The sequence below is a fragment of the Planomonospora sp. ID91781 genome, assembly GCF_015711595.1.
GTDB lineage: Bacteria > Actinomycetota > Actinomycetes > Streptosporangiales > Streptosporangiaceae > Planomonospora > Planomonospora parontospora.
This window is the reverse complement of the sequence record NZ_JABTEY010000001.1, coordinates 1,893,891-1,911,890: the sequence shown is the minus strand read 5'-3', so window position 1 is coordinate 1,911,890 and position 18,000 is coordinate 1,893,891. Positions and strand designations below refer to the sequence as shown.

At 72.4% G+C, this 18,000-nt stretch carries 12 protein-coding genes; 3 read left to right on the top strand and 9 right to left on the bottom strand.

Annotation, left to right across the window (positions count from 1 at the left end; all coding sequences use genetic code 11):
• Positions 1–323 precede the first annotated feature (323 nt).
• On the top strand, positions 324–1,037 hold the full coding sequence (locus HS048_RS08880) for a hypothetical protein (protein WP_196466662.1): 714 nt from the start codon (positions 324–326) through the stop codon (positions 1,035–1,037).
• Between the two features lie 60 nt (positions 1,038–1,097).
• On the opposite strand, the gene HS048_RS08875 is transcribed toward HS048_RS08880, so the two are convergent.
• The 8 genes from HS048_RS08875 to HS048_RS08840 all read right to left on the bottom strand — a co-directional run bounded on the left by HS048_RS08875 (position 1,098) and on the right by HS048_RS08840 (position 13,293).
• Complete coding sequence (locus HS048_RS08875) at positions 1,098–1,421, bottom strand: MerR family transcriptional regulator (protein ID WP_196466661.1); 324 nt, start codon at positions 1,419–1,421, stop codon at positions 1,098–1,100.
• A gap of 89 nt (positions 1,422–1,510) precedes the next feature.
• Positions 1,511–1,963, bottom strand: a complete 453-nt coding sequence (locus HS048_RS08870) for an Hsp20/alpha crystallin family protein (protein WP_196466660.1) — start codon at positions 1,961–1,963, stop codon at positions 1,511–1,513.
• A gap of 306 nt (positions 1,964–2,269) precedes the next feature.
• Entirely contained in the window at positions 2,270–5,257 is a 2,988-nt protein-coding gene (locus tag HS048_RS08865; protein WP_307832394.1) for a glycoside hydrolase family 3 C-terminal domain-containing protein, read from the bottom strand.
• A 53-nt stretch (positions 5,258–5,310) separates the two neighbouring features.
• Complete coding sequence (locus HS048_RS08860) at positions 5,311–6,126, bottom strand: carbohydrate ABC transporter permease (RefSeq protein WP_196466658.1); 816 nt, start codon at positions 6,124–6,126, stop codon at positions 5,311–5,313.
• A 127-nt stretch (positions 6,127–6,253) separates the two neighbouring features.
• Entirely contained in the window at positions 6,254–7,195 is a 942-nt protein-coding gene (locus tag HS048_RS08855) for a carbohydrate ABC transporter permease (RefSeq protein ID WP_191894073.1), read from the bottom strand.
• 89 nt (positions 7,196–7,284) lie between these two features.
• Positions 7,285–8,598 (bottom strand): ABC transporter substrate-binding protein, encoded by a 1,314-nt coding sequence (locus HS048_RS08850; protein WP_196466657.1) that lies wholly within the window; start codon positions 8,596–8,598, stop codon positions 7,285–7,287.
• Between the two features lie 159 nt (positions 8,599–8,757).
• Entirely contained in the window at positions 8,758–11,010 is a 2,253-nt protein-coding gene (locus HS048_RS08845) for a TIM-barrel domain-containing protein (RefSeq protein ID WP_196466656.1), read from the bottom strand.
• A 15-nt stretch (positions 11,011–11,025) separates the two neighbouring features.
• Entirely contained in the window at positions 11,026–13,293 is a 2,268-nt protein-coding gene (locus HS048_RS08840; RefSeq protein WP_196466655.1) for a glycoside hydrolase N-terminal domain-containing protein, read from the bottom strand.
• A gap of 40 nt (positions 13,294–13,333) precedes the next feature.
• Here HS048_RS08840 and HS048_RS08835 point away from each other — a divergent pair, with 40 nt between their 5' ends.
• Both HS048_RS08835 and HS048_RS08830 read left to right on the top strand, forming a co-directional pair.
• Positions 13,334–15,190: a beta-galactosidase gene (locus tag HS048_RS08835; protein ID WP_307832393.1), complete on the top strand. Its 1,857-nt coding sequence runs from the start codon at positions 13,334–13,336 to the stop codon at positions 15,188–15,190.
• A 91-nt stretch (positions 15,191–15,281) separates the two neighbouring features.
• On the top strand, positions 15,282–16,586 hold the full coding sequence (locus HS048_RS08830; protein WP_196466654.1) for a pentapeptide repeat-containing protein: 1,305 nt from the start codon (positions 15,282–15,284) through the stop codon (positions 16,584–16,586).
• A gap of 4 nt (positions 16,587–16,590) precedes the next feature.
• On the opposite strand, the gene HS048_RS08825 is transcribed toward HS048_RS08830, so the two are convergent.
• Positions 16,591–17,985 (bottom strand): NAD(P)H-quinone dehydrogenase, encoded by a 1,395-nt coding sequence (locus HS048_RS08825; RefSeq protein WP_068896679.1) that lies wholly within the window; start codon positions 17,983–17,985, stop codon positions 16,591–16,593.
• Between the last annotated feature and the right edge of the window lie 15 nt (positions 17,986–18,000).

The following is an 18,000-nucleotide window of genomic DNA, read 5'->3' as shown; positions in this document are numbered from 1 at the left end:
CCCGGGAAGTGCACCGTTCTGCGGTCCATACGGCGTGCACTTCCCGGGAAAGGATCACAACCGGTCGATCGGATCAGGCCGGGCGACGATCCGTCGGCGGCTTCTGAGCCGTGCGGATCGCCGTACCGGGGACAGGGTGGCATGGGAGGCTCCATCGCGTGCTTCCCGAAGCGTTGCGCCATGGACCGTTCCGGACCGGAGACGCCTTGGCCCTAGGGCTGACCCGCCGCCAGCTGCAGGGGTCCAGGTTCCGCCGGATATATCGCGACGTTTACGTTTCCGCGGAGTTACCCGACTCCCTCCGGCTCCGTTGTCGGGCCGCGTTGCTCCTCCTGCCTCCGAGTTCGGTGTTCTGCGGCCTCACCGCCGCCCGCCTGTACGGCCTGCCCGTTCCCGAGTCCGGAAACCTCGATGTCGCGCCGCCCCCGGCACTCGGCAAGCATCCCGAGATCCTCGGCATCAGGGTTCACCGCTACACCCACTGGGGGCGGGACGATCTGCGGCGCCTGGACGGACTGCTCGTTCCCCGGCCCGAGTCCTTGTTCCTGGAACTGGCGATCAGGCTGTCCCGGATCGAGCTCATCATGGCCGGTGACCAGCTCGTCCGCTCCTGGACCTCGGTTGCGGCGATCGGCGATCGGCTGTCCCAGGTGCGGCGGCGCCGAGGGCTGCCCGCCGCCCTGGCGGCGCTCCCCCAACTGGAGCCGGAGACCTACTCCCCCATGGAGACCCGCCTCCGGATGCTCCTCGTCGACGGCGGGCTTCCGCGCCCCGTCGCCAATCCCCACGTCTTCGACGACACCGGTCAGCGGATCGCCCAGCCCGACCTCTACTATCCTCAGGCCCTGCTGACGATCGACTACGACGGCTCCCACCACGATCGCGACCCCCGCCAGATCAGGCAGGACCGCGAGACCATGCGACTGCTCGCCCTCAACGGTTATCTGTCCTTACGCTACGACGCGCGCATGGTCCTCGGCTTCCCTCGAGAGATCGTCTCCGAGGTCCGCAACCTCCTCGCCGAACGGCATCACTGATCCTTTTCCGGGAAGTGCACGCCGTACGGCCTGCGGAACGGTGCACTTCCCGAAAAAGGATCATGATTCCTCGGTTGTGTCACCCCCGTGGGCGGCGCGCATGCGGGCGATCTCGGCCTGCAGGTCGCGGACCTGCTGCTGGAGTTCGAAGATGCGGCGGACGGCGGGGAGGGTCATGCCCTCGTCGATGAGGCGGATCGCGTCCTGGAGGCTGCCGATCTCGTGCCTGCTGTAGCGCCGCTGCCCTCCGGCCGAGCGGGTGGGCCGGACCACCTCGTGCTCGTCGAGGCGGCGCAGGAACGCCTGCTGCACCTGGAGCATGTCGGCCACCTGACCGACGGAGTACAGCGGTGCGTGCTCGTCCTCGAACGGCAGCCGCGTCATCGTCGTCTCCTTCTCGGCGTCGGGGGGAAGCCGACGGGGCGGGCACCGTCCTCATGGTGCCCGCCCCGTCGCGGCCCGCCTCGGGCGGGTCAGGCCTTGATGGACTTCTGGTCGACCTGGTCCACCTTCTGGATCTCCACCTTGCGCGGCCGGGCCTTCTCCAGGACCGGGATGCGCACGGCCAGGACGCCGTTGGAGTAGGCGGCGTCGACCTTCTCCCCGTCGAGGTGCTCGGAGAGGTAGACGCGGCGGGTGAAGGTGCCCATCGGGCGCTCGCGGACGAACAGGCGGTCCTCCTCGCCGTACTCCTCCTCGCGGCCGGCGCTGACGGTCAGCACGCCGCGGTCGACGGTGACCTCGATGGAGTCCGGGTCGACGCCCGGCAGGTCGAACTTGAGGAGCACGTCGTCCTTGCGGCGGACGCCGTCCAGCGGCATGGCCCCGCGCGCGGCGTTCTCGCCCCAGCCGAGCGTCTGCCGCGCGATCCGGTCGAACCGGCGGTCGAACTCCTGGACGAACGGATCGATCGACGTCAGCAGCATCGATAACCACCTCCGTTGAATCTTGCAGGGTTCCTCAAGCCCTGCTTCCTAGAAACCTCACACTCCATTTATAGGTATCCTCCCGCGGAGATGCAAGCCGCTGCGGGGAGGTTTTACCCCCCGCTGCCGGTACGGGCCCCTCCGCCTGCCGACGCGGCCTCCGCCTGCCGCCCCCGGCCCCACCGACTGCGGGTACGGGTCCACCGGACCGCGGACCGCCGAGTCCTGCCGGTACGGGCCCACCGGACCGGCGGGCCCCGGGCGGTTCCGTGCCGCCGGGGCCCGCCGGAGGGCTCCCCCGAAGGCTCAGCGGGTCAGGACGGCGTCCTTGAGCCGCAGGTCGCCTCGGGCGACCAGGTAGACGTCCTGCCGTCCCGCAGCCCGTGCGAGCGCCGCGGTGGCCGTCGACCACCGGTAGACCCCGCCGGTGGCGGCCACCCGGACCGTGCCCAGCAGCCTGCCGGCCGGCGACCCGGTCCTGACCTCCACGGAGGCGGCCTCGGCCGCCGCGACCCCCAGCGTCGCCCCGGTCGCGCCCCGGCCGAGGTCGACGTCGGCGAAGGAGATCCACTCGCCGGAGGAGAGCGCGACCGCGTCACCGCTCGCCTTGGTCTCGTCGACCAGTTCCGCCCCCGAGTGGTCGTCGAAGTCAGCGGCCCGGACGGCCCGCGTCAGGTCGCGGGCGGGGATGCGCTCCCCGTCCACCCGCAGCGTGGCCCGCTGCCGGATCCGGTCCGAGGAGGAGCCGACGAGCACGTCGTGGGTGGACGGCTCCACCGCGAAGCGGCCCCGGGTCACGTCCCACAGCGCCAGGTCGGCGGTCTTCAGCGGGAACGTGACGGTCTTCGACTCGCCCGGCGCCAGGTGCACCCGCTCGAACCCGCGCAGCTGCCTGACCGGCTGCCGCACCCGCGAGGAGCGCTGGTGGGTGTAGAGCTGGACGACCTCGTCACCGGCGCGCGACCCGGTGTTGGTCACCTTGACGCTCACCTCGAAGCCGTCGCCGCCGCGCCTGGTCTTCAGCCCCTGGTAGCCGAAGGTGGTGTAGCTCAGACCGTGCCCGAAGGCGTAGAGCGGCTCGTCCTTCGAGTACAGGTAGGTCGAGCCGGTCTTGACGATGTCGTAGTCCAGGATGTCCGGCAGCTCCGCGCCCTCGCGCGGCCAGGTCTGGGTGAGCCGGCCGGCCGGGTTGGCGTCGCCGTACAGGATGTCGGCCAGGGCGTGGCCGGTCTCCGCGCCGGCGTGGGTGGTCCAGAGGACGGCCGGGACCTTCTCCGCCAGACGGTCGATGGTCGTCGGGTAGCTGTTCTCCAGGACGACCACGGTGTTCGGGTTGGCCTCGCGCACCGCCTCGACCAGCGCCTCCTGGCCCTCTGCGAGGCCCAGGTCGGTGCGGTCGTGGGCCTCGCGGCCGTTGATGAACGGCATGCTGCCGACCACGACGACCGCCGTGTCGGCGCTCTTCGCCGCCGCGACGGCCTCGGCGATCCCGCTGCGCACGGTCTCCCTGGTGAACCGGGTGGCGTTCTCCGCAGTGGTGAGGGAGAGCGTGCCGTCGGCGGCGGCCCGGACGTAGACGTTCGGGCCGAACCACGGCTCGGCGGTCTCGTAGCCGGCGTAGCGCAGCAGCACGGTCCCGTCGCCCTGCGACTCCAGCTTGAACTGCTCCTGGACGAACCAGCCGGCGGGCTGCTCCTGGGTGTTGGCGAGGGTGGACCAGTTGGCGCGGCTGACGTACCTGCCGTTGGCGACGCTGCGCAGGGTCACGATCCCCTGGCCCCAGTCGAAGACGTCGAACTGCTCGGCCTCCCCCGCGGTGGCGGCGGCGAGCCTCAGGTCGCCGCCCGCGCCGGCCGGGGCGGTGAGGTACCTCCCGCCGGCCTTGAGCGCGATCCGGTCGGCGCCCTCGGTCGCACCGGTGACGGCGGCCCGCTCCCTGATCCCGTCCAGCGGGGTCACCTCGTACGGCAGGGCGCCGGAGTACCAGTCGGTGTAGAGGGTGTCGGCGAGCGGGCCGATGACCGCGACCTTCTTCGCCGGATCCAGCGGGAGCAGCGCACCGGGCTTCCCTGAGCCCTCGGCGGCCGGGCCCTCGGGGCCGGTGTTCTTGAGCAGGACCATCGCCTCGGTGGCGGCCCGCCGGTTCAGCCTCCGGTGCTCGGGGCTGTCCACCACCGCCTTGGTGATCTTCCCGTACGGCCCGCCGTCCGGGTCGAACTCGCCGAGCCGGAACCGCACACTGAGGATGTTGCGCACGGCCCGGTCGACGTCGGCCTCGGTGAGCAGCCCCTGGGCGAGCGCGGCGTTCACCGAGGCGACCGTCGGAGCGCTCCTGGTGTCGTCCACGGTGAAACTGTCCACGCCCGCCTTGATCATCGCGGCGGCCGCCTCGGGCTGGGTGGCGAAGTAGCGCTGCGAGCCGGTCAGGTTGTTCGGCCCGCCCGCGTCGGAGACGTTGAAGAGCGTCCGGTCGGTCCACCGGCGCACGCTCGCGTTGAGGTCGGTGACCGTGGCGGGGCGGCCGTTGACCAGGTTGTAGGCGGTCATCACCCCGGTGGCGGCGTCGTTCGCGAGAGCCGTCCGGAAGGCCGGGAGCTCGTACTCGTGCATGACCCGGGGCCGGATGCTGGAGTTGGTGGTGTCCCGGCGGATCTCGTTGTTGTTGGCCATGAAGTGCTTGAGCACCGGAGCGGCCCGCAGGTGGTCGGGGTCGTCGCCCTGGATGCCCCTGCCGTAGGCGGTGGAGATCGCGCCGGTGAGCAGCGGGTCCTCGGAGTAACCCTCCTCGTTGCGGCCCCAGCGGGGGTCGCGGAGCAGGTTGACCACCGGCGCCCAGAGCTGCAGGCCCCACACCCGCGGGTTCTCGGCGTGGTAGCCGCGGGCCTCGGTGCCGACGGCCTCGCCGACCTGCTCGACCAGGTCCGGGTTCCAGGTGCTGGCCAGGCCGACGGCCTGCGGGAAGACGGTGCCCCTGGCGGTGACGACGTTGCCGCCGTTGTCGACGTCGGTGGACCAGGCGATGCCGTGCAGCGCCTCGGTGCCGGTCTTGAACAGGCCGATGCCGAGCCGTTCCACCGCCGGCTGGTACTGGTGCAGCCAGGAGACCTTCTCGGCCAGGGTCAACCGGCCGAGCAGGTCGTCGACGCGCTGCTGGAGCGGGAGCGACGGGTCGCGGAAGGGGTGCTGGGGGGCCGCGTGCGCCGGGGCCGCGCACAGGCCGAGGGCCAGGGCGAGCACGGCGCCGGCGGCCGCGGACCTGCGCAGGTGCGCGCGCGGTGACGGACGGGGGGACACGCGTAAGCGCATTCGGGGCGGACGGAAGGACGTGCGGAAGGACACCATGCCTCCTACTTGATCGCGCCCACGGTCACGCCGCGGGTCAGGGTCCGCTGGAAGATCAGGAAGAAGACGACGGCCGGGAGGATGCCGAGCAGCGCCGAGGCGCTCGACATGGTGGCGTCCATCATCTTGTCCCCCTGGAGCACGCCCAGCGCGACCGGGACGGTCTGGTTCTCGTTGGAGATCAGGAAGACCAGGGGGAGGAAGAACTCGTTCCAGGTCCAGATGAAGAAGAAGATCAGCAGCACCGAGAGCGTGGGCCTGCTGACCGGGACCACGACCCGCCAGAGCGCCCGCCACTTCCCGGCCCCGTCGAGCGCGGCGGCCTCCAGGATCTCGTGCGGGAACCGGCCGAGCACCGAGGCGAGCAGGTAGGTGCCGAACGCGCTCTGGATGACCGTGAAGATGATGATCACGCCGAGCCGGGTGTCGTAGAGGCCGGCCTCCTTGGACAGGTAGTACAGCGGGTAGACCAGCGCCTCCTGCGGCAGGGTGTTGGCCACCAGGAAGACGACCAGGATCCAGGTCCGGCCGCGGACCCGGCCGATGCCGAGCGCGTAGGCGTTGAGCACCGAGAGCACGACGGCGAGCACCGCCACCGAGCCGCTGATCAGCAGGCTGTTCCACAGCTTCCCGCCGAAGTCGACCCGGTTCCAGAACTCGACGATCCCGTCGAGGTGGAGGCCGTCGGGCAGGCTCAGCGGGCCGTTGGCGGAGTAGTCCGCCGGGGAGCGCACCGCGTTGAGCGTGACGATGGCGAACGGCACCAGCATCACGACGGCCAGCACGGCCAGCGAGACCAGGACCGAGTACTTCCGGATCATCGAGCGCTCCTCGGGCCGGCCGGACGCGGGTGTGCCGGATGCGGATATGTCGGATGTGAGTCGGCCGGACGCGGGCGGAGCGGACACGAGCGGGGCGGACACGGACGAGGTGAACGCGGGCGGGAGGTCACGAGTCGCCTTCCTCCCCGTCCTGGATCCGCAGGAAGAGCACCGTGACCACGATGATCAGGAGGGTCAGCACGGTGGCGATCGCGGCGCCGTACCCGACGTTGGCCTTCTCGAAGAAGTTCTGGTAGCTGAAGTAGGACGGCACGAGCGTGGCGCCGCCGGGACCGCCCCGGGTGAGCACGAAGATCGGCCCGAAGACCTTGAGCGCGGCGATCGTGCAGGTGAGCAGGACGACGTAGATCTCGGGCCGGATCTGCGGGACGGTGATGTGCCGGAACCGCCGGGCCCATGAGGCCCCGTCCATCTCCGCGGCCTCGTACAGCGCCGGGTCCACGCGCTGCAGTCCGGCCATGAAGATGACCACCGGGTAGCCGATCTGGAACCAGACCATGATCATCATCACGCTCGGCAGCGCCCAGTCCGGGTCGCCCAGCCAGCCGCGCGGCTCCATGCCGAACAGCGCCAGGAACTCGTTGAGCACGCCGAACCGGGGGTGCATGATCCAGCCCCAGACGATCCCGGCGATCGCGACGGGCAGCACCTGCGGCAGGTAGTAGGCGGCCCGCAGCACGCTCGCCGTACGGGGGCCGAACTTCTTGCCCACGTAGTCGAAGAGGGTCGCCGCCAGGACGAGCCCGATGAGCGTGGGGACGATCGCCATCGCCACGATCAGCGCCGCGTTGTTCCGGAACGACGTCCAGAACCGGGCGTCGGCGAACAACCGGGTGTAGTTGTCGAGCCCGAGCCACCTCGGGTCGCCGATCCCCTGCCACCGGGTGAAGGAGATCCCGATGTTCATCAGGAACGGCACCAGGATCACCGCGGTGAACAGCACCGCGCTGGGCAGCAGGAACACCCAGTAGCCGCCGGTGCGGCGGCGCGGGTGCGGCTCCGGTCCGCGGACCGCCTTCGGCCGCGCGGCCGGAGCGTGCACTGCCATCTTTCCTCTTTCCGACTGTCGGTCGCCGATGTCCTTCCGGCCGCCGGGGCCTTCCCGGGGCCGCCGGTCGCCGAGGCCTGCTCCGCGGGTCAGTCGCCGATGTCGGCGAGGTTCTCCTCGTACGGCGCGGCGAGCTCGTCGAGCACCTCGGCGGGCTTCTTCGCGCCGTTGATCAGGTTCTGCACCCCGGCCACCAGCACGTCGTAGTAGCCCGGGGCGGGCCAGTCGGGGTAGAACGCCAGCCCGTCGGCGGTCGAGAGCTTCGTGAAGTTCTCGATCAGCTCCTTGCTCTTCGGGTCGGTGATCGCGGCGGGGTCGGCCGCCACCGGGATGCCGCCGGAGTTGCCGAGCAGGTTCTGGATCTCCTTCTTCATCGTGATGTCGATGAAGTCGTAGGCCAGGTCCTTGTTCTTCGCGTTCTCCGGGACCACCCAGATGTTCCCGCTGGAGCCGGCGTGCAGGGTGTTGCCCGGCCAGAGGAACGAGCCCCACTCGAAGTCCTTGATGTCGGTGGCGAACCGGCCGTACCACCACGATCCGGTGACCACCATCGGGTACTTCCCGCCGATGAAGGACAGGCCCATGTCCTCGGCCTTGATCCCGGCGGAGTCCTTGGCGATGTAGCCCTTCCTCACCCAGTCGGCCGTGGTCTCGGCCGCGTAGGTGAACTCGGGCCCGTGGAAGTCGACCTTGCCCTTGTAGAGCTGGAAGCCGTCCACCCACGGCCGCTGCGCCTTGCTCAGCGCGAGCTGGTAGAAGATCTGCTGCGCCGGGTACTCCGCGCCGCCGACCGCGAGCGGGGTCACTCCGGCCTTGGCGAACGTGTCCATGGCCGCGGTGAACTGCTCGAACGTGGTCGGCACCTCGACCTTGTGCTTCTCGAACAGGTCCTTGTTGTAGTAGACCATCACGTACTCGGCGTAGTTCGGGATGCCGAACCACTTGCCGGAGCCCATGACGCCCCGGTCGTCGTACTTCGCGGTGGTCTGCAGCGACGGGCTGAGCAGCTTGTCCCAGCCGCGCTTCGCGGCCTCCGCCGACAGGTCGGTCAGCAGGCCCTGCTTGGAGAGCAGCCCGGCGGTGGCGTTGCCCTTGTTGTACTCCATGACGTCGGGGGCCTCGTCCGAGTTGAGGATCATGCCCGCCGACTGGCGGATCTGCTCGAACGCCTTCTCCTCGAACTGGACCTTGACGCCGGGGTGGGTGGCCTCGAACTGCTTGATCGCCTCGGCCCAGGCCTTGCCCATCGCCCCGTCGGCGCTCTCGTAGTGCCAGAGCTTGAGCGTCCGGGGACCGCTCGCGGCGGGCTCCGCGCCCTCCTGCCCGTCGCCCCCGCAGGCGGCCAGCGCCGCCAGCATGACCGTCGCGGCCAGCACGGCCGCCCCGGTTCGCATTGTGAACATGCTCGTCTCCCATGGATGGTGGCGGCCGTGCCGCCCCTGGCGGCGGTCCGGCTCCGGACCGCCCGGCCGCGCTCGGCGGCCGTCGTACTTCAGGCGGCCCCGGACCGCCCGGAACCGGTGACCCTCACGCGGCCCCGAACCGCCCGGAGCCCACGGCCCTCAGGCGGCCCCGAACCGCTCGAAACCCGTGACGCGCGCGGGACCGTCCACCCGGATCCCGCCCGCCTCCACGGTCGCCGTGGTGTCGCCGTCGACGTCGGAGATCACGGCGGTCCCCGCGTCCGTGCCGTAGCCGACCAGCGTGATCTCCCCGAACGGCCCGTCGCCGACGGTCTCGCCGGGCTCGGCCAGGACCGGGACGACCGCGCCGCGCCGGACGAACAGGGGGATGCGCGAAAGCGGCGCGGACACCGTGACGTGCCGCCCGCCCGCGAGCACCTCGCCCGTCCAGTGGTCCACCCACTCGCCGGCCGGGAGGTAGACCTTCCGGACGCCGTCGGGCGAGGTCATGGGGGCCACCAGCAGGTCGCGGCCGAGGAGGTACTCCAGGTCGGCCCGCCAGGCCACCGGGTCGTCCGGGTGGTCGACGCACAGGGCCCGCATCATCGGCGCCCCGGTCCGCGCGGCCTCGACGGCGGCGGTGTAGACGTACGGCATGAAGCGGTAGCGGAGCTTCAGCGCCGCCACGGCCTCGGCCTCGACCTCGGGGAACTCCCACGGCTCGCGGCTGGTGGTGCCGTGCAGCCGCAGCAGCGGGGAGAAGGCGCCGAACTGGGTCCAGCGGACGTACAGGTCGTCGGTGGGGCGGCCGGTGAAGCCGCCCGCGTCGTGGCTCCAGAACGGGATGCCGGACAGGCCGTGCGCCAGCCCGCCGCGCAGGGTGCTGCCCATCGCCGGGTAACCGGTGTAGGTGTCGCCGCTCCACTGGGCGGCGTGCCGCTGCCCGCCGAGGAAGGACGAGCGCGCCCAGACCATGCCGTGCCCGGCGACCTCGCGCGTCACCTCGGAGACCACGTCGTTGAAGAGCAGCGTGTAGACGTTGTGCAGGTCGGTGCCGGTCATGCCGTTGGCGGCGACCGCGTCGCGCGGCACGCCCTCGGCGAAGTCGGTCTTGAAGACCTGCACGCCCTGCTCCAGCAGCGGCCGGAGCAGCCCCCGGAACCACTCGACGGCCTCGGGGCTGGTGAAGTCGACGATGCCGCACTCGGGGTAGGAGCCGTGCCAGGAGTCGGCGACGTAGACCTCGCCGCCGGGCCTCCTCAGGAAGTACCCCTTCTCCGCCGCCTCGGCGAAGGCCGGGCTCAGGTGGGAGATGTACGGGTTCATCCAGAGGCAGACCTTGAAGCCCATCTCCTTCAGCTCCGCCAGCATCCCGGCCGGGTCGGGGAAGTTGCCCTCGTCCCAGCGCAGGTCGGACCAGTGGCCGTCGGTCTGCCAGTAGGTGTCCAGGTGCAGCACGTCGCAGGGGATGCCGCGCTCGCGGATCGTCCGGGCCCGGTTCATCACCCGCTCCTGGGTGTCGACGAAGAAGCCCGAGGAGATCCAGGTGCCGAACGCCCACTTCGGCGGGAGCGCCGGACGGCAGGTCAGCCGGTCGAAGCGGTCCAGGATCTGCGGCGGGGTCGGCCCGGCGATCACGTAGTAGTCGATCAGGTCGTCCGGAACGACGATCTGCACGCAGCTGTGCGTGGACTGGCACATGTCGAACTCCACCGGGGCGCCGCTGTCGACCAGCACGCCGTAGCCCCGGCTGGACAGGTAGAACGGCACGTTCTTGTAGGCGCGCTGGGACTCGGCGCCGAAGGCGTCGAAGTTCCACATGACCGGCCGCTGGCCGCGCTTGTCCAGCGGGGTGAAGGACTCGCCGAAGCCGGTGAACGCCTCGTCGGCGGGGGCGGCGAAGCTCTCGTGGTAGCCGGCCACCTCGCCGCCGGCCGTGGAGCGGCCGAACGGGAGCGTGCGCAGCCGGCCGCTGATGTCGACGTGGCCGGCGTCCTGCTCCAGCAGGGTCCTCCCGGCGGCGTCGGTGAAGCGCAGGTGCCAGGGGGACAGGGTGATCTCGGCGCGGAGCGACCCGGCGTCGACCACGACCGTCCCGCCGCCCGTCTCCACCCGGGCCCCGGGGAACCCGCCCGGTGTGACCATGGTGATCGCCCGCGCCGACCGGGTGCGCGCGTCGGCGTCCTCGCCGAGCCGTACCCGGATCACCCCTTCGCCCGCCACGCCCACGCAGGCCACGAGCGTCTCCTCGGCCGAGGTGGTCGCCTTCAGGACCACTCCGGCCGCGTCCGCCGCCACCAGCTCCGCCGCCGTCAGCGCCGAGAGCCCGCCCTCCCCGTGCGAGCGGACGGGCAGCTCCGGCGGGTCGGCGACGAAGTACTCATGCGCGATCAGCGGGGGACGGTAGGGCATGGGGGCTCCAGCGCTTCAGGCTTCCAGTTGCTGAATTAGTTTTGCGTCCAAACCAACAAACGTCAATGGCAACGCCTCCCCGGGCAGCACCCGCGCGCTCTGGATGCCGCAGGTGACCAGGAGCGGGGCCCAGGCCCGCACCACCGCCTCCACCCGGCCGGGCTTCCAGGTCAGCCGCTCGACCGTGCCGCCCCGCACCACCAGCCCGCGCGCCTCGCCCCGCGGCCAGGCCTCCGGGAGCGCGGGCAGCAGGTCCACCCGCCCGTAACCGGCGCCGGGCAGCGAGGAGCGCACCAGCATGGCCGCGACCAGCGCGGGCAGCCCGCCGCAGACGTCCACGTTGAAGATCGCGTCCCGGTTGTGGGTGGAGACCAGGTTCTCCTCGCGCCAGTAGCGGGTGGCCAGCAGCGTGAGCGTCTCGTGCGCCTCCTCGGCCAGGCCCAGCGAGGCCGCCGCGAGCCCCAGCTGGACCAGCCCGAACGCCATCTCGTCGCTGCCCTCGCCGCGCCACCACTCCAGCCTCCGCCGGACCGCGAGCTCCGCGGCCGCCGCCAGCCGGGGGTCGTCGAAGGCGGGGTCCCGCTCGTACCAGAGCGGGTAGAGGTGCGAGGCGTGCCGGTGCGCGTGGTTGTCCGCCGGAAGGCCCCCGCCCCCGCCTCCGCCCGTCCCGCCCGGGGAACCGCCGTCCGCGCGCCCGCCCGCGCCGCCGCCCGCGGTGCCCGCCGGAGCGCCGTCCGCGAGGTGCCGCGGGCCGATCCACTCGGCCAGTTCCCCGGTCGGCGCGATCCGGTACACCGGGAGGCGTTCCAGCAGCCGCCACCACCGGGCCGGGTCCAGCCCCAGGAGCTCGCACGCGCGGACGAGGTTGCGCAGCAGGTCCCGGACGACCGCGACGTCCATGGTCGCGTTGACGCACGCCTGCGAGTCGCCCCCCGCCGGGGTGTTCTCCGGCGAGTAGGACGGGACGAAGTCGCCGCCCCCGTCCAGGAAGTCCTCGTAGAACAGGGCCGCCTCGGTCATGAACGGCAGCGCCCGCTCGCGCAGGAAGGCCAGGTCGCCGGTGTGCGCGTAGTGGTCGTGGTAGAGCCGGGCCAGCCAGCCCGCGCCGGCCGTCCAGAAGGTCAGGCACCAGACCGGCCCGAAGTGGTTGTGCAGGCCGTGCGTGGACAGGTGCGCCGGGACCAGGATCCCCCGGCAGCCGTACAGCCTGCGCGCGTTCTGCCGGAAGTCGTCCATCATCGCGTCGGCCAGGTCGAAGACCGGGAGCATGAGCTCCGGGGTCCCGGTGCAGGGCAGGGCGGCCACCGCCGAGGCCAGGTTCCCGTCCATGGTGAAGCCGCTGCGCCACGGCGGGTCGTAGGTCCCGGTCCACACCCCCTGCAGGGTCGGCGGGAGCTCGCCCGAGCTGGAGATCACCGCGTACCGCCCGGCGGTGAACAGCCGCTCGACCGGCCCGCCGTCCGGCAGCCGGACCTCCGACCGGGCCAGCAGCCCTCCGTGCACGGCCGCGTGCTCGTCCAGCAGCCGCCCGAAGTCGGCGGGCAGCCCGTCCAGCGGGTACGGCTCGCCGCCCGCCCGCCCGACCCCGTGCACGACGGTGCGCACCAGCACGAGCGCCTCACCCCGGACCGCCAGCCCGTCGGGGAGCGCCTCCGCCTCCCCGTCGACCCGGCACTCGACGGTGTAGCCCGTCATCGCGCCGGGCCGGCACTCGGGCAGGTCCGCGCGGAGGACCAGGCGGCCCGGGGCCGTCTCCGAGGTGAACCGGACCGGGACCGGCGGCTCGCCGTCCGGCGGCAGCAGCCGGAGCAGCCCTCCGGCCCCGGAGAGGCGGACCGCCACCACGTCGGCGGGGCGGGAGGCGAACACCTCCTGCCGGGCCGGGCCGTGCTCCTGCGTCACCAGCCCGGTCGTGAAGTCGCAGGTCCGCCGGACGCCGCCGGGCGCGCGGGTGGAGAAGGCCAGGGTGGCGGCGGGGACCAGGGGGTCGATCCAGCGGGTCTCCGCGTAGCCGGGGTGCTCCTCGGCCGCGAGGCCGGCGACCCGCTCGGCCGCCTCGCGGGGGCGCCCGCCGTACAGCAGGGCGTGCAGCTCGGACAGGACGCGGGCGGTGTGCGGCGGCGGCAGGGGCTCGGTGACGGGGAGGAAGAGGCGTTCGTGGGAGAGGGTCACCCGGAACTCCCCCGGCTCCCCGTACACCAGGGCGCCCTGGCGGCCGTTGCCGGTGATCAGCGCCCGCTCCCAGTCTCCGGTCGCGGCACTTGAGACGACTCCATGATCCATGGATAATTAGTTTAGTTTCTGTACGAACAAAGGATCCAGAGTGAACTGGCCGAAAGGGCTGGAAGGCCTGTGCTACGGCGGGGACTACAACCCCGAGCAGTGGCCGGAGAAGGTCTGGGAGGAGGACGTCGCCCTGATGCGGCAGGCCGGGGTCAACCTGGTCAGCGTCGGGGTGTTCTCCTGGTCGCGCCTCGAACCCGCCGAGGGGGCCTACGACTTCGGCTGGCTGGACCGGGTGCTCGACCTGCTCCACGAGGGCGGGGTCCGGGTGAACCTGGCCACCCCCACCGCCTCCCCCCCGCCCTGGTTCTCCCTGGCCCACCCCGACGCGCTGGCCGTCACCGCCGACGGCGTCCGGCTCACCCACGGCAGCCGCGACACCTACTGCGTGGCCGCCCCCGCCTACCGCGAGGCCTCGGTCCGCATCGCCCGCGCGCTCGCCGGGCGCTACGCCGGCCACCCGGCGCTGGCCATGTGGCACGTGCACAACGAGTACGGCACCGGCTGCCACTGCGACCACGCCGCCGCCGCCTTCCGGGCCTGGCTGCGCGCCCGGCACGGCTCGCTGGAGGCGCTGAACGACGCCTGGACCACCTCGTTCTGGAGCCAGCACTACTCGGCGTGGGAGCAGGTCATGCCGCCCCGCGCCACCCAGTACCTGCCCAACCCCTCCCAGGTCCTGGACTTCCGCCGCTTCCTGTCCGACGAGATGCTCACCCATTTCCGCGAGCAGAAGGCGGTCCTGCGCGAGCTCACCCCGGACGTCCCGGTCACCACGAACTTCGTCTTCGGCGACTGGGTCCCGGTGAACCAGTGGGACTGGGCGGAGGAGGTGGACCTGGTCGCGATCGACCACTACCCGTCGGAGAACCCGCCGGAGGAGACCGCGTTCGCCGCCGACCTGGCGCGCGGCTGGGCGGGCGGGCGGCCGTGGCTGCTGATGGAGCAGGCCGTGGTGACCTACACCGGCCCCCGCATGGCCGCCAAACGCCCCGGCGAGATCACCCGGCTGAGCCTGTCGCACATCGCGCGGGGCTCGCGCGGGGCGATGTTCTTCCAGTGGCGGGCCTCGCGCGGCGGGGCCGAGCTCTGGCACGGCGGGATGGTCCCGCACTCCGGGCCGGACTCGCGGATCTTCCGCGAGATCCGCGACCTCGGCGCGCTGCTGCCCGCCCTCGCCGAGGCCTGCGAGGCGCCGGTCGAGGCGTCCGCCGCGATCCTGTGGGACCCCGAGTCGGGCTGGGCGCTGCAGTCCCCGGGCTTCCCGTCCACCGAGACCGGTTACCTGGAGGCCGTACGGCAGGCGCACCGGGTGCTCTACCGGCACGGCGTCACCGCCGACTTCGTCCGCCCCTCGGCGGACCTGTCGGCCTACGAGCTGGTGATCGCCCCGAGTCTCTACCTGCTCTCCGACGACGACGCCGGCAACCTGCGCCGGTACGCCGCCGGCGGCGGCCGCCTGGTGGTCTCCTTCCTCAGCGGGATCGCCGACGAGCACGCCCGCGTCCGGACCGGCGGCTACCCCGGGGCGCTGCGCGACCTGCTCGGCGTCCGGGTCGAGGAGTTCCTGCCGGTCGCCGGCCCGGTGACGCTGGACGACGGCGCCACCGCGACCCTGTGGACCGAGCACGTCCACCTGGCCGGGGCCGAGGCCCTGGCCCGCTACCCGGACGGCACCCCCGCGGTCACCCGCCGCGACCGGGCCGTCTACGTCTCCACCCGGCTGGACGACGACGCCTACGCCCGCCTGCTCGGCCTCGGCCCCGCCGCCCCCGTCGAGTCGGTACGGCGCGGCGACTGGGTCTTCTCCGTCAACCACGGCGACCGGGAGCAGGCGGTTCCCGGTAACCTGCTGCTGCCCCCGGGAGGGTACGCGGTGGTCCGGGTGCCTCGCTGAGGCGGGGCGCGGCCACCGGGGATCAAGCGGGTGTCCAGCGGACTGCAATGGGCCGCTGGCACGCTCGGGGCCGTAGTCGAAGGAGGCTCCCGTGCGTCGTTCCATCTCCCTGGCGCTCACCGCCGCGATCGTCGCGGCGCCGGGGTTCGCAGCCCTGCCCGCCCACGCCGCGCCCGCCCAGGGCCAGGCCCGCGCCTCGGCCGGAACCCCGGCGCGGCCGATTCCTGCCGGGTGGGCCCCGGCCGGACGGGGCTCGGCCGAAGCGGCCTCGGCCGGCCCGTGCCGGCCCGGTCAGCGGGCGAACCTGCGCGGCCGGGACTTCACCGGGGGCGCCCAGCTCCCCTCCAGCCTGCGCTGCGCCGACCTGACCGGCGCCAAGCTGGACGGCCAGCAGCTGACGCAGAAGGACCTGACCGGGTCGATCCTGCGTGACGCCTCGCTCAAGGAGGCCGACCTCACCCAGGCGACGCTGAAGTACGCCGACCTGCGCGGCGCGAACCTCACCGAGGCCGATCTGGGCCAGGTCAGGGCCGACCACGCCGACCTGCGCGGCGCGATCCTCATCGACGCCGAGGCGGGGCAGGCCGAGTTCCCCTACGCGGACCTGTCCGGGGCGAAGCTGACCCGGGCCGAGCTGACCCAGGTGGAGTTCACCAGCGCCAAACTCGTCGGCGCCGACCTCACCGAGAGCACGCCCGGCCAGCTCAAGGCCCGCAAGGCCGACTTCACCCGGGCCAAGCTCCGGGAGGCCCCGCTGACCCAGGCCAACCTGCGCAACGCCGTCTTCGTCGACGCCGACCTGACCGAGGCCGAGTTCACCATGGCCGAGCTCGCCGGGGCCGACTTCACCGGGGCGACGGTCGAGAAGGCGTCCTTCACCATGGCCGACGACGCGAACCTCGAGGGCGCCAAGGGCACCCCCACCGGCCTGGCCGGCCTGCCGACCTCCTTCCCCACCTCGCTCCCCCTGGGCGGCGAGGAGGCGCCGGAGGACGAGCCGTCCACGGCCGCGGCGCCGGACCAGGGCGGCGGGATCTCCGTGGGCCTCGTCATGGTGGTGCTCAGCGCGGTGGGCCTGGCGGTCACCGTGGTGGCCTGGGGCGTCAGCGCGCAGCGGCGGACCAGGCGCAACGCCCGCTTCACCCTCATGCGCCGGGGCGCGGAGGAGGACATCACCCGGCTCGGCGAGGAGATCGACCGGCTCGACTACGAGTTCCAGATCAGCGGGCGCGGCGGGATGACCGCCGACCACGACTGGCGGCAGGCCCTGGACGCCTACGAGGCCGCGAAGAACGCCCTGGTCATGGCCAGGCGGGAGCAGGACCTGCACCTCGTGGCGCGGGCCGTGCAGGACGGCCGGAACGCCCTGGGACGGCTCCGCGGCCGCGTGCGCTAGCCGGTCAGATGCCGCTGGGGGTCATCGGCTGCATCAGGCGGCGGGCCGCCTCGGTGACGGACCCGGACAGCGAGGGGTAGACCGCGAAGGTGTGCGCGAGCTGGTCCACGGTGAGCCGCTGCTGCACGGCGACCGAGACCGCCAGGATCAGCTCGGAGGCGCGCGGGGCGACCACGACGCCGCCGAGGATGATGCCGGTGTTGGGGCGGCAGAACAGCTTCACGAAGCCGTCGTGGAAGCCCTGCATCTTCGCCCGGGCGTTGGTCGCCAGCGGGAGTTTGACCACGTTGGCCTGGATCTCCCCGGACTCGATCGCCTTCTGCGTGATGCCGACCGCGGCGATCTCGGGGTCGGTGAAGATGTTGGAGGCCACGGTGGCCAGGCGGAGCGGCTGCACGGCCTCGCCGAGGGCGTGCCAGACGGCGATCCGGCCCTGCATCGCGGCGACGGAGGCGAGCATCAGCACCCCGGTGCAGTCGCCGGCCGCGTAGACGCCCGGCGCGGAGGTGCGGGAGACCTTGTCCACCTGGACGAACCCGCCCCGGTCGAGGGTGACGCCGGCCTCCTCCAGGCCGATCCCGGCGGTGTTGGGGACCATGCCGACCGTCATCAGGCAGTGGCTGCCCTCGGCGGTCCGGCCGTCCTCCAGGGTGACGACCACGCCGTCGGCCGTGCGCTTGACCGACTCGGCGCGGGAGCGGCCCATGACGTTCATCCCGCGGCGCCGGTAGACCTCCTCCAGGACCTCGGCGGCGTCGGCGTCCTCGTTCGGCATCATCCGGTCGCGCGACGAGACGAGGGTGACCTCGGAGCCGAGCGAGCGGTAGGCGCCGGCGAACTCCGCGCCGGTGACGCCGGAGCCGACCACGATGAGGTGCTCGGGCAGCTCCTCCAGGTCGTACATCTGCCGCCAGGTGAGGATGCGCTCCCCGTCGGGCTCGGCGGTCGGCAGGATGCGCGGGGTCGCGCCGGTCGCCACGATGACCACGTCGGCCCGGATCGTCCGGTCGCCGGCCCTGACCACCTGCGGGTCCACCAGCCGCCCGGGGGCCTGGACCACCTCGACGCCCTCGGCGGCGAGCCGCGCCGCGATGTCGGTGGACTGGGCCCGGGCCAGCTCCTTCACCCGCAGGTTGACCAGCGGCATGTCGGCCACCGGGGTCCCCACGTCGCCGTCGGGGCCCCCGCTGTAGTGCACGCCCAGCGCGGCGGCGTCGAGCAGCGCCTGCTTGCGCACGGAGGTCGCGATCAGGGTCTTGGAGGGCACGCAGTCGGTGAGCACGCAGGCGCCCCCGGGCCCGTCCTGCTCGACCACGGTGACCTGCGCGCCCAGCTGCGCCGCCACCAGTGCCGCCTCGTATCCGCCGGGTCCGCCACCGATGATCACGATCCTTGTCACTACCCCATTCTCCCG